The following is a 12,589-nucleotide window of genomic DNA, read 5'->3' on the forward strand; positions in this document are numbered from 1 at the left end:
TATGGAGAACATGCCCGTCGAACCGGAAGTTCCCACCCCGCCCGCCGCTGCGGGAAGCTTGACGGAACGCGGCCGGGCGCTGGCCGCCGCCGGCCGGCACGACGAGGCGCTGGCGGCGTTCGAGCAGGCCGTCGCCCTGGACGCGCGGGCCGTCGGCGCGCACCTGGGCATCTACGAGGTCGCCCAAATCCTCGGCCGACCGGAGCTGGCGCTGGCCCACCAAGCGGCGGCGATCGCGATCGCGCCCATCCACTCGACCCCGGCGCGCGGCCGCGAGGCCTACGCCCTGCTGGTCCCGAGCGTCCCCGGTCCGTGGACGGCCAACACGCCGGTCGACCTGCTGTTCGACCCCGCGCAGGTGACCATCCATCGCTGGTACGTCGACCCCACCGGAGCGGTCCCGCCGTTGCCGCGCCACGACGCCGTCTTCGTCGCCGCCGGCGAGTCGCAGGCGGCCCAGCCGGCGCTGACCTTCCTCTCGCAGGCGCTCGCCGCCGGCGAGCGGCCGGTCCTCAACGACCCGGCGCGGATCGCGCTGCTGGGCCGCATCCCGTTCGCGCGGACGTTCGCCGGCGCGCGAGCGCGGGTGGTGACGACGACCCGGATGACCCGCGGCGACTACGCCCGGCACGGCTTCCCGACGCCGCACATCGTGCGGCCGCTCGACGCCCACGGCGGCCACGGTCTCGAACGGATCGACGACGACGCGCAACGCGCCGCGTATCTGGCCGGCCACGACGCTGCCGAGCTGTACGTCAGCCCGTTCATCGACTACGCCAGCGCCGACGGGTTCTACCGCAAGTACCGCATCGTGTTCGTCGACGGCGAGCCCTACCCGTTCCACCTCGCGATCTCGCCGCGCTGGATGGTGCACTACTACAACGCGCCGATGACCGAGCACCAGTGGATGCGCGACGAGGAACGCGCGTTTCTGGCCGACCTCGAGCGCGTCTTCCACGGCGCGCTGGCCGAGGCGCTGCGCGAGACCGCGGAACGCTTGGCGCTGGACTACGTGGGGATCGACTGCGCGATCGATCGCGACGGGCGGCTGGTCATCTTCGAGGCCGACAACGCGCTGCTGATCCACTCGCTCGACGACCCGCAGCTGTTCCCGTACAAGCGCGAGTACGTGCCGCGCATCTACGTCGCGCTCGACGCGATGGTGCGGCGGCGCATCGGCCGATGAGCGACACCTCGCTCGACCCCGCCGATTGGGACGCGTTCCGCGCGCTCGTCCACCGCGCCGTCGACGACGCCGTTGATTTTCTCGCCACCATCCGCGAACGTCCGGCGTGGCAGCCCGTGCCGACGGCGGTGAAAGGCGCGCTGCGCGAGCCGTTGCCGCGCGCCGGCGAACCGCTCGAGGAGACGTACGCGCGCTTCCGCGAGCTGATCATGCCGTATGCGACGGGGAATTTGCACCCGCGCTTCTTCGGCTGGGTGCACGGCGGTGGGACGCCGGCCGGCGCGCTGGCCGAGTTCCTGGCCGGGGTGATGAACGCCAACGTCGGCGGCCGCGAGCACGCGGCGGTCTACGTCGAGCGCGCGGTCGTCGGGTGGTTCGCCGAGCTGTTCGGCTTCGGGCCGTCAGCGAGCGGGATCCTCACCACCGGCACGTCGATGGGGAACCTGCTGGCCGTCTGCGCGGCGCGCGATCGTGCGCTGGGCGCGGACGCGCGCCTGCGCGGCGTCGACGGCGCGCCGCTGGTCGCGTACGCCGCCCGCGGCGCGCACAGCTCGATCGCCAAGGCGATCCGCATCGCCGGCCTGGGCGGCTCGTCGTTGCGCGCGATCGACGTCGACGACCGCTTCGCGATCGACGTCGACGCGCTGCGCGCGCAGATCGCCGCCGATCGGACGGCCGGGCTGCGTCCGTTCTTGGTCGTCGCGACGGCGGGCACCGTCGACACCGGCGCGTTCGACCCGCTCGCGACGCTGGCGGATCTCTGCGAGCGCGAGGGGCTGTGGCTGCACGTCGACGGCGCCTTCGGCGCGCTCGCGATCACCAGCCCACGCCACGCGCACCTGGTTGCGGGCATCGACCGCGCCGACTCGCTGGCGTTCGACGCCCATAAGTGGCTGCAAGCGCCGTACGCCGTCGGCTGCGTCCTCTTCCGCGACGAGGCCGCCCATCGCGGCGCGTTCGCCGAGTCGCCGGACTACCTCACGCCGGCCGACCGCGGCACCGCCGCGGGCGCGCCCTGGTATGCCGAGTACGGCCTGGAGCTCTCGCGCGACTTTCGCGCCCTACGGCTGTGGCTGACCCTGCACCACTACGGCATCGACAGCTTCGGCCGCGCGATCGCCGCAGGCTGCAACCTGGCCGCCGAGCTCGGCCGCCGGGTTGACGCCAGCCCCGACCTGGAGCTGCTGGCGCCGGTCTTCCTCAACGTCGTCTGCTTCCGCGTGCGCCCGGCGGGTTTGGACGAGCAGGCCCTCGACCGCCTGAACGCCGCCGTGGCCGTCGCCGTCCAGGAGAGCGGCGCCGCCGTCCCGAGCACGACCCGCCTCGGCGGCCGGCTGGCCCTGCGGGCCTGCTTCATCAATCACCGCACCCGGCTCGACGACCTCGACGTCCTCATGGCGGCCGTGCGCTCGGCCGCTGCCGAAACCTCGCGACGGCACGATCCGCGGGGGAAGCGGGTTAGATAGTACAGAAACCCCTGCACTATCTTGACCGGTCCAGCGTGGGCCGGTAGCCTGGGAGACCTATGGCCGCATCGCCCGACGTCCTGATCGAAGAGTACCGACACGGGTTCCACGACTCGGAAGACAAGTATGTCTTCAAGTCCGACAAGGGGCTCTCGCGCGAGATCGTCGAGCGCATCTCGGCGATGAAGAACGAGCCGGCGTGGATGCTCGACTTCCGTCTGCGCGCCTACGACGTGTTCCGGGCCAAGCCGATGCCGACGTGGGGCGACACCGAGCTGCTCGACCAGATCGATTTCGACAACATCCGCTACTTCGTCAAAGCCGGCGAGCGCACCGAGCAGAACTGGGACGACGTCCCCGACGACATCAAGCGCACCTTCGACCGGCTCGGCATCCCCGAGGCCGAGCGCAAGTTCCTCAGCGGCGTCTCGGCGCAGTACGAGTCGGAAGTCGTCTATCACTCCGTCATCGAGGAGCTCGAGAAGGACGGCGTGATCTTCTGCGACATGGACACGGCGCTGCGCGAGCATCCGGAGATCGTCCAGAAGTACATCTCGACCGTCATCCCGATCGAAGACAACAAGTTCGCCGCGCTCAACTCGGCCGTGTGGTCGGGCGGGTCGTTCGTCTACGTCCCGAAGGGCGTCGAAGTCAAGATGCCGCTGCAGGCCTACTTCCGGATCAACACCGAGAACATGGGCCAGTTCGAGCGCACGCTGATCATCGCCGACGAGGGCTCGAAGGTCCACTACATCGAGGGCTGCACCGCACCGCAGTTCTCGACCAGCTCGCTGCACTCGGCGGTCGTCGAGCTGATCGCGATGGACGGCGCGTCGATCCGCTACACGACGATCCAGAACTGGTACCGCAACATCTACAACCTGGTCACCAAGCGCGCCAAGGCGATGCGCAACGCGACCGTGGAGTGGGTCGACGGCAACATCGGCTCGCGCCTGACGATGAAGTACCCGGCCATCTACTTGATGGGCGAGGGTGCGCGCGGCGAGATCCTCTCGGCGGCGTTCGCCGGTCAGGGCCAGCATCAGGACGCCGGCGCGAAGGTCATCCACGCCGCGCCGAACACGACCTCGGTCGTCACCAACAAGTCGGTCACCGCGCACGGCGGCAAGACGACGTATCGCGGCCTGGTCGAAATCCATCCGGGTGCGGTCGGCGCCAAGACCCGCGTGCGCTGCGACGCCTTGCTGATGGACGACAAGTCCGAGTCGGACACGCTGCCGACGATGAAGGTCGACGAGCAGCGCTCGACGGTCGAGCACGAGGCCTCGGTGTCGAAGATCGGCGAGGAGCAGCTGTTCTACGCGCGCAGCCGCGGGCTCAGCGAAGCCGACGCGACGGCGATGATCGTGAACGGGTTCTTCGACTTCTTCGTCAAGGAGCTGCCGATGGAGTACGCCGTCGAGCTCAACCGGCTGATCAAGATGGAGATGGAAGGGGCGGTCGGCTAGCACCGACCGCATGCGGCGCCTCGCGCTGAGCGCGTTCGCGCTCGTCGCTCTCGCCCTCCCCGCGCCGGCGCGCGCCGTCAAGGTGTGCGCCTACGCGATCCCCGCCGAGATGCTCGACAAGGTCGCCTCCGCCAACGCGCGGGTGGGCGATCCGTTTCGTTTTCGCACCACCGAGGAGCTGACGCTCGACGACGGGATGGTGATCCCAGCCGGCACGCTCGGCTACGGGATCATCCGCGCGGCCTCCGCAGCCGGCCGTCACGACAAGAACGGCGTCGTCGCGCTCGAGCCGCGCTACCTGATCGTCGAGAAGCCCGATGGTGCCGGCGCGACGCGGCTCGACGTCGCGATGAACCCGACCCTGCCGCTCGCGTACAGCCCCGACCAGTCGCTGATCGAAAAGGGACTTGCACGCGTTCCGCTGCCGGTGCCGGGCCTGGTGATGAGCGGCGTCAACGCCGTGCGCTGGGGCAAGAACATCACCATCGGCCCGGGCTTCACGTTCTCCGTCCTGCCGGTCGGCAATCTCGCGCGTTCGCCGGTCTGCTGACGAGCGCGCGGCGCCGCTTCACGACGGCGAGATCGACACCGTGACCGAGGTGAACATCCGGAGCAGCCCGGGCCCATAGAGCCCGCTCGTGTCTTGCGTCCCCGACGTGTACGACGGCGGGGTGAGTATCTTGAAGCTCTCGTCGGTGATGTCTTGGTCCGCGATGTAGAGGTTGTTCGCCGGATCGAGCGCGAGGCCGGCTTGGGACACGCCACCCCCGGTGATCGTCGCCGTCGGGGCGCCCGTGTACGGCGGCGCGTACTCGAGCGCTTCCGGCGTGCTGTTCGCGTACGCGAGGACGAACAAATTCTTGTTGGTGTCGAAACCGACGTCACTCGGATACCCGCCGGGCGAGATGCTCGTAAACCCGTTGGTGTACGGCGGCGGATATTCACGCACGTCTTGGCCATCGGTGTCGGCGATCCAGAGATTGCCGCTCGCGTCGAAGATGATTCCGTTCGGGTTGTTGAGCCCCGAAATCACCGTCTGCGGCGTTCCGGTGTACGGCGGTGCGACGCTCGAGATCGTGCCGTTGAAATCGCTGGCGATGTAGAGCGTTCCGTCGGCCCCGACGGCGAGGCCGGTCGGAAAGCCGTACCCGATGCTCGCGATCGTGGCGGTGGCCGTGCTGTAGGGCGGCGCGTACTCGGTGACGACCCCGCCGCTTCCCGACGCGAAGCTCGACACGAAGAGGTCGCCTTTGGAGTCGAGCGCCACGGCGTACGCCGCGTTCACGCTGATCGTGGTGGTCGGCGCGCCGGTGAACGGCGCCCCGTAGATCGTCACGTCGTTCCCGGACTCGTTGGGGACGAAGAGGTTTTGCGACGCTTGCGTGGCGGTGTAGGCGAACGTCGCCGTGCAGACGGCGCCCGACTGCGTGCAGGCGTTGGTGACGTTCGTCCCGCTGTACGACGCCGTCACTTGCAGCGTCGCCGTACCCGGCGCCGAGGGCGTCGCGAGGAACTCGTTGGGGCTCGTGGTCGTCGGCTGGACGAGCCACGCCGTCGGCCCGGCGGTCTGTGCAACCGTGAACGTCGGCGCGCCCGGCCCGACGATGATGTTGCCGTCGGCGTCGAGCGCCTCGACCAGCACGGCGGCCGCGTTCTGATTGAGCACGCTCGCGATGATCGACGCCGGCACGCCGGAAAGCGAGAGCGAGACGGTGTTGGCCTGCCCTTCGGCGATCGTGAACGCGATCTGCTGCGCGGTGGAGAGCGTCGTGCCGCCGGAGTCGGCGGTCGTCAACGTCATCGTATAGTTACCGGGCGGAAGCGCGATCTGGAGTTGGCACGACGTCGAGGCCAGCGTGCTGGTGCAGCCGCCCGAGGTCGGCGTGAGCGCGACCGTCGTCGGGTACCCGGAGACGTCGGTGCAGGCGCCCGGACAGCCCGTCTGGATGTCGATCGTCATCTGCGTGGTCGCCGGCGAAACGTACGCGGCGCGGCGCGCCGCGGTGCTACTCGTGGCCTTCGGGACGTCGATCTTGATCGTGACCGGCAGCCGCTGATGGACGCTCGTGGTCCGGGGCGTCGCCGGCATCGAATGCCCACCTCCTCCGCAGCCCGCGAGCAGCACGGAGGCGCCAAAAGCGAAGACAGCGACACGGAAAGCGCTCATGCGGCGCGCCGTTGAACCCGATGACCCCGTATTCCCTCCCGTACCACGGGCGGAAATCAGCGAAACCGCACAGATTCGCGGTTCGAGCCGGTCCGGCGGCTACGAAGGCGCGATCGAGGTCGTGTAGGTGTTCAGGAAGCGTATCCGACCGGGGATACCGGCAAAGTAGCTGTACGTCGCTGAGCCCGTATACGGCGGTGCGTAGATCGCCATCCCGCCGTCGGCGTTGTCGTCTCCGTTCGCGATGTAGAGATTATCCGCGGTGTCGAGCGCCACGCCGCCGCCCTGGTAGCCGTAATTGAACGGGCCGAGCGAGAGGACCGCGGCGCCCGTGTAGGGTGAGGCATATTCGCGCACGTAGCCCAAGCCGTCATCGCTGTCCTGATCGAAGACGAAGAGATCGCCCTTGCTGTCGAAGGCCACGTCTTGGGGATAGGTCCCGTGCACCAACGTGAGCGCCGCACTCCCCGTGTACGGCGCCGCATACTCGTTGACGGTTCCGCCATATCCGGTTGCGACCCAGAGGTTGCCGCTCGCATCGAAGGTGATTCCCTGTCCCGCGTTCACCGAGGGATCCAGGGCCTGAAAATCGCTTTCCTGGTACGGAGGCAGCCACCGCCCGAAGCCGTTCGTATCCGTCACGTAGAGATTGCCGTTCGCGTCGAAGGCGAGGCCCCTCCACTGCGCGTCCGCGTTGATGAGCGTCTCGGCCGTGCCGGTGTACGGGGGCGCGATTTTTCTGACCGTGTCCTCGTCGAAGCCGTTCGCGACGTATATGTTGCCGAGCGGGTCGACGGCGATCGCCATCGGACCGATCCCCGCGCTGAAGGCCGTCTCGGCAGCACCGGTGTACGGCGGGGCGAAGAGCTGCACCGCGGGAGCATAGCTCGGAACGACCAGCGTCTGCGACGCGATCGTCGCCGTGTACGTGAAGTTCGCGGTGCACACCGCCCCCGGCAGCGCGCAGGTGTTGGTCCCACTGAACGCCGCGGTCACCTGCAGCGCGGTCGTGCCGGCGCCCCACGGCTTCGCGACGAACTCGTTGGTGCTCGTCGCCGTCGGCTGCGTGAGCAGCACCCCGCCGGCGCCGCCGGTTTGCGCGACGGTGAAGGTGGGCGCGCCCGGACCGACGATGTAGTTGCCGTCGGCGTCGACGGTCGCGACGTAGATGTCCGGTGAGCTCGCCGTCGGCATCGTGGCGGTGATCGCGGTCGGCACGCCCGAGAGCGTGAGCGAAACGCTGTTCGCCTGACCGACGACGACCGTGAAGGCGATCTGCTGCGCCGACGAGAGCGTCGTGCCGCTGGCGTCGGCGGTGGTGAGCGCCAGCGTGTAACTTCCCGGCGTCAACGCGATCGCGAGCTCGCACGACGTACTCGCCAGCGTGCTGGTGCAGCCGTTCGAGGTCGGCGTGAGCCCGACCGTCGTCGGATAGCCCGAGACGTCCGCGCAGCTGCCGGGACAGCCGGTTTGGACGTCGATGGTCATCTGCGTCGTCGCCGGCGAGACGTACCGCGCGCGCCGCGCCGCTGCGGCGGACGCTTTCGGCACGTCGATCTCGATCGTCACCGGCATCCGCTGGTGCGCGCTCGCGCTCTTCGCGGGCGCGGGCAGCGCGCGCGAGCCGCCGCACCCGGCCAGACTCAGGCCCAGTACAACGCAAAAGCCGACGCCGCGCAAAGCGTTCATCGCGGTTTGGCTTGGCCTCGCCCGGCCCGAATTCCCGTCCGCAGCGCACGAAAACGCGCAAAAGGGCGCGGCAGCCGGTCGGTCTCGACTTTTCCTTGACGGACGCGCTCGCGGTCGCGAACGCGTGCGCTTATTTCACGCCGACGAGGACGATGTCGAAGTCGAGCGTCGCGTTCGGCGGGATCACGCCGCCGGCGCCGCGCGGGCCGTAGGCGATGGCCGGCGGGCACACGATCTTGCGATGGCCGCCGACGTGCATCGTCGCCACGGCTTCGTCCCAGCACGAGATCACTTGGTGCTGACCGAGCGGGAACGAGAACGTTCCGCCGTGATCGGCCGACGCGTCGAACTTCTTGCCGTTGGGAAACGTCCCGACGTACGTCACGACCGCGGTCTGCCCCGGCTTGGGCACGGGGCCTTTGCCGACTTTGAGGTCCATGTATTTCAGGCCGTCGGGCAGCGTGACGGTCTTGGCGGCGAGCGCGGGGACGGTGAGGGCGGCAACGAGCGCCGCGGCGATGAGGAGCGGACGGGTCATGGCGCGCCCTTCGCGAACGCTGGGCGCGTGCCCCACCGCGTCGCGTCCGCGTCATCGATCGCCCCCGGCACCACCAAACGGGTCGAGGTCGCCGGCGTCGAGATCCTGCTCTGCAACGTCGACGGGAGCATCTATGCGGTCGAGGATGTCTGCACGCACGACGGCGGCCCGCTCGACCAAGGGACGCTCGAGGGCTGCCGGGTCATGTGCCCGCGCCACGGCGCGCTGTTCGACGTGACGACGGGCGCGGCGCTCACGCTGCCGGCCGTCATCCCGCTCCCGACCTACCCCGTCCGGGTCGAGGGTGACGACGTCTACGTCGACGACGTCTGAGCGCTAGTCCTCGGCCTCGCTGCCGCGGTGGACGTCCTGCTGGTCTTCCCGGTTGGGGTCCTCGTCGGACTCGCCGTAGACCATCTCCGGGGTCGTGGTGATCCCCGCGACGTCCGCTTCCCGGCGAGTCAGCGGGGGCTCGTCGTCCGCCTCGGTGTGGAGCTGCCGCACGCCGACGTCCGTTTCGTGTTCCATGTCCTCCCGGTACCCACGGCGGCGCACGGGCCCCTTCCACGTCGCACCGTTTGTCGAACGACGACCGGGCACGCCGCAGGCTAGGATTGGACCCGAGATGGCTACACGGTTCCTGGTCTGCCCGCCCCGCGAAGGTCCCCGCTACTCGGCGGACGCCCTGCGGCAATGGGACCGTTTCGTCGAGCTGGCCGGCTGCGTCGGCGAAGCCGAGTTCGTCCGCCTCGACCCGCAGGAGCAAGCCCCGGACCTGGTCTACACCGCCAACGCGGCGCTCCTCACCAGCAACCTCGCGATTCTGGCCAGCTTCCGCCACGCCGAACGCCGCCGCGAGCAGCCGATCTACCGGGCCGCCCTGGCACGCGCCGGCTTCGCCACGACCTTCTTGCGCCAGACCTACTTCGAAGGCGCGGGTGACGCGCTGTTCGACCGGGTTCGCCCGCTGCTCTATGCCGGCTACGGCTGGCGCACGGAACGCGGCGCGACCCTGCAGCTGCAGGAGATCGTCGGCTGCCGCGTGCTGCCGCTGCTGTTGACCGACGAAGCCTTCACCCACCTCGACGCGGTGCTCTGCCCGCTGGGCAGCGGCCACGTCCTGGCCTACCTGGAGGCCTTCTCACCGCACGCGCAGTCGATGCTGCGGCGCGCGATCGAGCCGGGGTGGCTGATCGAGATCGGTCGCGAGGACGCGGCCGAGCTGGCCTGCAACGCGCTCGAGATCGGGGACGCGCTGATCATGCACGCGTGCTCGCGGCGGCTGCGCGAGCGGCTGCACGACGTCGGCTACCGGGTCTGGTGTACCGATCTCTCGGAGTTCCAGCGCACCGGCGGCTCCGCCAAGGGACTGACCCTGCGCCTCGACGACGGCCCAGCCGTGGGAATGGCCGCCGCGGCCGTCTGACGAAGCCCTTTCCCGCTCAGGGAGGGCAGTCATGAAAACCATCACCATCAACGGCGTCGACCATCAGGTCGACGTCCCTGATGACATGCCGCTACTGTGGGTCATCCGTGACGTCGTCGGTCTGACCGGCACCAAGTTCGGCTGCGGCGTCGCGACCTGCGGCGCGTGCACCGTTCATCTCGAAGGCGACGCCGTGCGTTCGTGCATGACGCCGATGTCGCGCGCCTACGGCAAGAAGGTCACCACGATCGAAGGGCTCTCGCCCGACGGAACGCATCCGATCCAGGTCGCGTGGGTCGACGACGCCGTGCCGCAGTGCGGCTACTGTCAGCCCGGCCAGATGATGACCGCGTCGGCGCTGCTGGCCAAGACGCCGAAGCCCAGCGACGAAGAGATCCGCACCGCACTGACCGGCAATATCTGCCGCTGCGGCTGCTATCAGCGCATCGAAGCGGCCGTCAAGCGCGCCGCGGGGATCGCCTGATGCGCCGCGCCGCATTTCTCCAGCTGACGACGAGCATGGGCGCCGGCCTCGCGCTGGGCGCGATGCTGCCCGTCGCGCTCAAGCCCGCGCGCGCGCTCGCCGCGCCCGCGACCGACGCGTTCTCGCCCAACGTTTGGGTGCACGTGCGCACCGACGGCACCGTCAAGGTGATGCTCTCGAAGTCCGAGATGGGGCAAGGCGTCTACACCGGCTTGCCGATGATGGTCGCCGAGGAGCTCGACGTGCCGATGGACCGCATCGTCGTCGAGATGGCGCCCGCCGAGGACGCCTACGCCGACCTGCTCTTCACGCACGACCTCACCACCGGCGGCAGCACCAGCACGCCCGACATGTGGCCGGTGCTGCGCCAAGCCGGCGCGACCGCGCGCGCGATGCTGGTCGCCGCCGCGGCCAAACAGTGGGGCGTCTCACCCGCCAGCTGCACGACGGCCAACGGCGTCGTCACCTCCGGCACGCACCACGCGACGTACGCCGAGCTGGCGGCCATCGCGGCGACGCTGCCGGTTCCCACCAACGTCCCGCTCAAGGACCCCGCGCAGTACACGGTCATCGGCACGTCGCCCAAGCGCCTGGACATCGACGCGAAGGTCCGCGGCACGGCGCAGTTCGGGATCGACGTCGTGCTGCCGGGGATGCTCTACGCGAACATCCAGAAGTCGCCGACGTTCGGCGGCACGGTCGTCTCCTACGACGCGACCGCCGCGAAGGCGGTACCGGGCGTGGTCGACGTCTTCCCGGTGTCGTCGGGCGTGGCGGTCGTCGCGACCAACACCTGGGCAGCGTTCCAGGGCGCGCAGAAGGTGAAGGTCACCTGGAAGCCGGGCATGACCAAGAGCTCGAAGGAGCTCTTCGCCGAAGCCGAGCACCTGGCGCGCACCACCACCGTCGTCACCGACAAGCGCGGCGCGGCGAACCTCGCGGTCGCGCCCGGCAAGGAGCTCGGCGCGGTCTACAAGGGACCGTTCCTCGCGCACACGCCGATGGAACCGATGAACACGACTGTCTGGGTTCGTCCCGACGGCGTCGAGATCTGGTCGCCCACACAAGTCCAGTCGCGCACCAAGGCGATCGGCATGCAGATCACCGGCATGCCGGCCGACAAGGTGCAGGTCCACTGCACGTTCCTGGGCGGCGGCTTCGGACGCCGGCTGCATCCGGACTTCGTCGTCGACGCGGTCGAGGTCGGCAAGCACATGGCCGGCAAACCGGTGAAGACGATGTGGCGGCGCGAAGACGACGTCAAGAACGACGCCTTCCGTCCGATGGCGGTCAGCGTCGTTCGAGCGAAGCTCGACGGCGGTACCGTCAGCGGCTGGGAGCACCGCACCGCGCAGAAGTCAATCATGCGCACCTGGGCGCCGCCGCTGTTCAAGGACGGCCTGGACGCGTTCGCCGTCGGCTCGTGCACGCCCGAAGACTACGCGTTCCCGAACGCGGCGACGTACTACTCCGACCACCCCTACGAGGTCCCGGTCGGATTCATGCGCGCGCCGGGCGCGAACTGGAACTGCTTCGTCACCGAGTCGTTCATGGACGAGCTCGCGCACGCGGCCGGCGCCGACCCGCTGGCGTTCCGTCTGGCGAACCTGGGTCCGAAGGCGACGCGCGCGCGCGCCGTGCTGCAGCTCGCGGCGGAAAAGGCGAACTGGGGGCATCCGCTCGCAGGCACGACCCAGGGTCTGGCCCTAGGCTGGTGGGGCGGCGCATACTCGGCCATCGTCGCCGACGTCGCGCTCAACGGCTCGCAGGTGATCGTCAAGCGGGCCGTCATCGCCGTCGACATCGGTCGCGTCATCCATCCCGACATCGCGCTGGCGCAGGTCCAGGGCGCGCTCAACTACGGCCTGGCGATGGCGTTGACCGCCAAGATCACGCTGACCAACGGCGTCGTCGATCAGAACAACTTCTACGACTACACGGTGCTCCGCATGAACCAGTCACCGGAGATCGCCGTCTACATCGTGCCGAGCACGGAGAGTCCCGCCGGCGTCGGCGAGCTCGGCGTGCCGGCGATCGCGCCGGCGATCGGCAACGCGATCTTCCGGGCCACCGGGAAACGCGTGCGCGAGCTGCCCTTCAGCGACGCACTGGCCTAGCGCGCCGCTCGCCCGACCACGGCAACGGCCGTCGCACCTCGCGTGCG

12 protein-coding genes are annotated in these 12,589 nt (G+C 69.4%); 8 read left to right on the forward strand and 4 right to left on the reverse strand.

Going from position 1 to position 12,589, the window contains the following annotated elements; genetic code table 11:
• Positions 1 to 58 precede the first annotated feature (58 nt).
• The 4 genes from VMD91_18995 to VMD91_19010 are packed head-to-tail and all read left to right on the forward strand — an operon-like array spanning position 59 to position 4,671.
• Positions 59 to 1,186 carry a hypothetical protein gene (locus VMD91_18995; protein ID HTW86167.1) on the forward strand — a complete coding sequence of 376 codons (1,128 nt, stop codon included), beginning with the start codon at positions 59 to 61 and terminating at the stop codon, positions 1,184 to 1,186.
• Positions 1,183 to 2,652 (forward strand): aminotransferase class V-fold PLP-dependent enzyme, encoded by a 1,470-nt coding sequence (locus tag VMD91_19000; GenBank protein HTW86168.1) that lies wholly within the window; start codon positions 1,183 to 1,185, stop codon positions 2,650 to 2,652. Before VMD91_18995 ends, VMD91_19000 begins: the two co-directional genes overlap by 4 nt.
• 59 nt (positions 2,653 to 2,711) lie before the next feature.
• Entirely contained in the window at positions 2,712 to 4,121 is a 1,410-nt protein-coding gene (sufB, locus tag VMD91_19005; GenBank protein HTW86169.1) for a Fe-S cluster assembly protein SufB, read from the forward strand.
• 10 nt (positions 4,122 to 4,131) lie between these two features.
• A complete protein-coding gene (locus tag VMD91_19010) occupies positions 4,132 to 4,671 on the forward strand; it encodes a hypothetical protein (GenBank protein HTW86170.1) in 540 nt (179 codons plus the stop codon).
• Between the two features lie 18 nt (positions 4,672 to 4,689).
• Here the strand turns inward: VMD91_19010 and VMD91_19015 are convergent, their stop codons facing one another.
• From VMD91_19015 to VMD91_19025, 3 genes are all read right to left on the reverse strand, one after another.
• Positions 4,690 to 6,210 (reverse strand): hypothetical protein, encoded by a 1,521-nt coding sequence (locus VMD91_19015; GenBank protein ID HTW86171.1) that lies wholly within the window; start codon positions 6,208 to 6,210, stop codon positions 4,690 to 4,692.
• Between the two features lie 177 nt (positions 6,211 to 6,387).
• Positions 6,388 to 7,977, reverse strand: coding sequence for a hypothetical protein (locus tag VMD91_19020; GenBank protein ID HTW86172.1), 1,590 nt, complete (start codon positions 7,975 to 7,977; stop codon positions 6,388 to 6,390).
• A 130-nt stretch (positions 7,978 to 8,107) separates the two neighbouring features.
• Positions 8,108 to 8,515, reverse strand: a complete 408-nt coding sequence (locus tag VMD91_19025; protein ID HTW86173.1) for an FKBP-type peptidyl-prolyl cis-trans isomerase — start codon at positions 8,513 to 8,515, stop codon at positions 8,108 to 8,110.
• A 27-nt stretch (positions 8,516 to 8,542) separates the two neighbouring features.
• Here VMD91_19025 and VMD91_19030 point away from each other — a divergent pair, with 27 nt between their 5' ends.
• The gene (locus VMD91_19030; protein HTW86174.1) at positions 8,543 to 8,848 is read left to right on the forward strand and encodes a non-heme iron oxygenase ferredoxin subunit; all 306 of its coding nucleotides are present in this window, start codon (positions 8,543 to 8,545) and stop codon (positions 8,846 to 8,848) included.
• Between the two features lie 3 nt (positions 8,849 to 8,851).
• Here VMD91_19030 and VMD91_19035 read toward each other — a convergent pair whose 3' ends face one another.
• On the reverse strand, positions 8,852 to 9,043 hold the full coding sequence (locus tag VMD91_19035) for a hypothetical protein (protein ID HTW86175.1): 192 nt from the start codon (positions 9,041 to 9,043) through the stop codon (positions 8,852 to 8,854).
• 97 nt (positions 9,044 to 9,140) lie between these two features.
• Between VMD91_19035 and VMD91_19040 the strand changes: the two genes are divergently transcribed.
• From VMD91_19040 to VMD91_19050, 3 genes are read left to right on the forward strand one after another with little or no spacing between them, the layout of a single operon-like run.
• The gene (locus VMD91_19040; GenBank protein ID HTW86176.1) at positions 9,141 to 9,941 is read left to right on the forward strand and encodes an arginine deiminase-related protein; all 801 of its coding nucleotides are present in this window, start codon (positions 9,141 to 9,143) and stop codon (positions 9,939 to 9,941) included.
• Positions 9,942 to 9,972: 31 nt separating this feature from the next.
• Positions 9,973 to 10,425: a (2Fe-2S)-binding protein gene (locus VMD91_19045; protein HTW86177.1), complete on the forward strand. Its 453-nt coding sequence runs from the start codon at positions 9,973 to 9,975 to the stop codon at positions 10,423 to 10,425.
• On the forward strand, positions 10,425 to 12,542 hold the full coding sequence (locus VMD91_19050; GenBank protein ID HTW86178.1) for a molybdopterin cofactor-binding domain-containing protein: 2,118 nt from the start codon (positions 10,425 to 10,427) through the stop codon (positions 12,540 to 12,542). The genes VMD91_19045 and VMD91_19050 overlap by 1 nt, the downstream gene beginning before the upstream one ends.
• Positions 12,543 to 12,589: the final 47 nt, after the last annotated feature.

This window comes from Candidatus Sulfotelmatobacter sp., assembly GCA_035504415.1.
Lineage (GTDB): Bacteria > Vulcanimicrobiota > Vulcanimicrobiia > Vulcanimicrobiales > Vulcanimicrobiaceae > Vulcanimicrobium.

Coding starts and splice junctions, on each gene's coding strand:
- VMD91_19050 (HTW86178.1), top strand. CDS start 10,425: ATGCGCCGCGCCGCATTTCTCCAGCTGACGACGAGCATGGGCGCCGGC.
- sufB (HTW86169.1), top strand. CDS start 2,712: ATGGCCGCATCGCCCGACGTCCTGATCGAAGAGTACCGACACGGGTTC.
- VMD91_19025 (HTW86173.1), bottom strand. CDS start 8,515: ATGACCCGTCCGCTCCTCATCGCCGCGGCGCTCGTTGCCGCCCTCACC.
- VMD91_19020 (HTW86172.1), bottom strand. CDS start 7,977: ATGAACGCTTTGCGCGGCGTCGGCTTTTGCGTTGTACTGGGCCTGAGT.
- VMD91_19015 (HTW86171.1), bottom strand. CDS start 6,210: ATGCCGGCGACGCCCCGGACCACGAGCGTCCATCAGCGGCTGCCGGTC.
- VMD91_19000 (HTW86168.1), top strand. CDS start 1,183: ATGAGCGACACCTCGCTCGACCCCGCCGATTGGGACGCGTTCCGCGCG.
- VMD91_19010 (HTW86170.1), top strand. CDS start 4,132: ATGCGGCGCCTCGCGCTGAGCGCGTTCGCGCTCGTCGCTCTCGCCCTC.
- VMD91_19045 (HTW86177.1), top strand. CDS start 9,973: ATGAAAACCATCACCATCAACGGCGTCGACCATCAGGTCGACGTCCCT.
- VMD91_19035 (HTW86175.1), bottom strand. CDS start 9,043: ATGGAACACGAAACGGACGTCGGCGTGCGGCAGCTCCACACCGAGGCG.
- VMD91_19040 (HTW86176.1), top strand. CDS start 9,141: ATGGCTACACGGTTCCTGGTCTGCCCGCCCCGCGAAGGTCCCCGCTAC.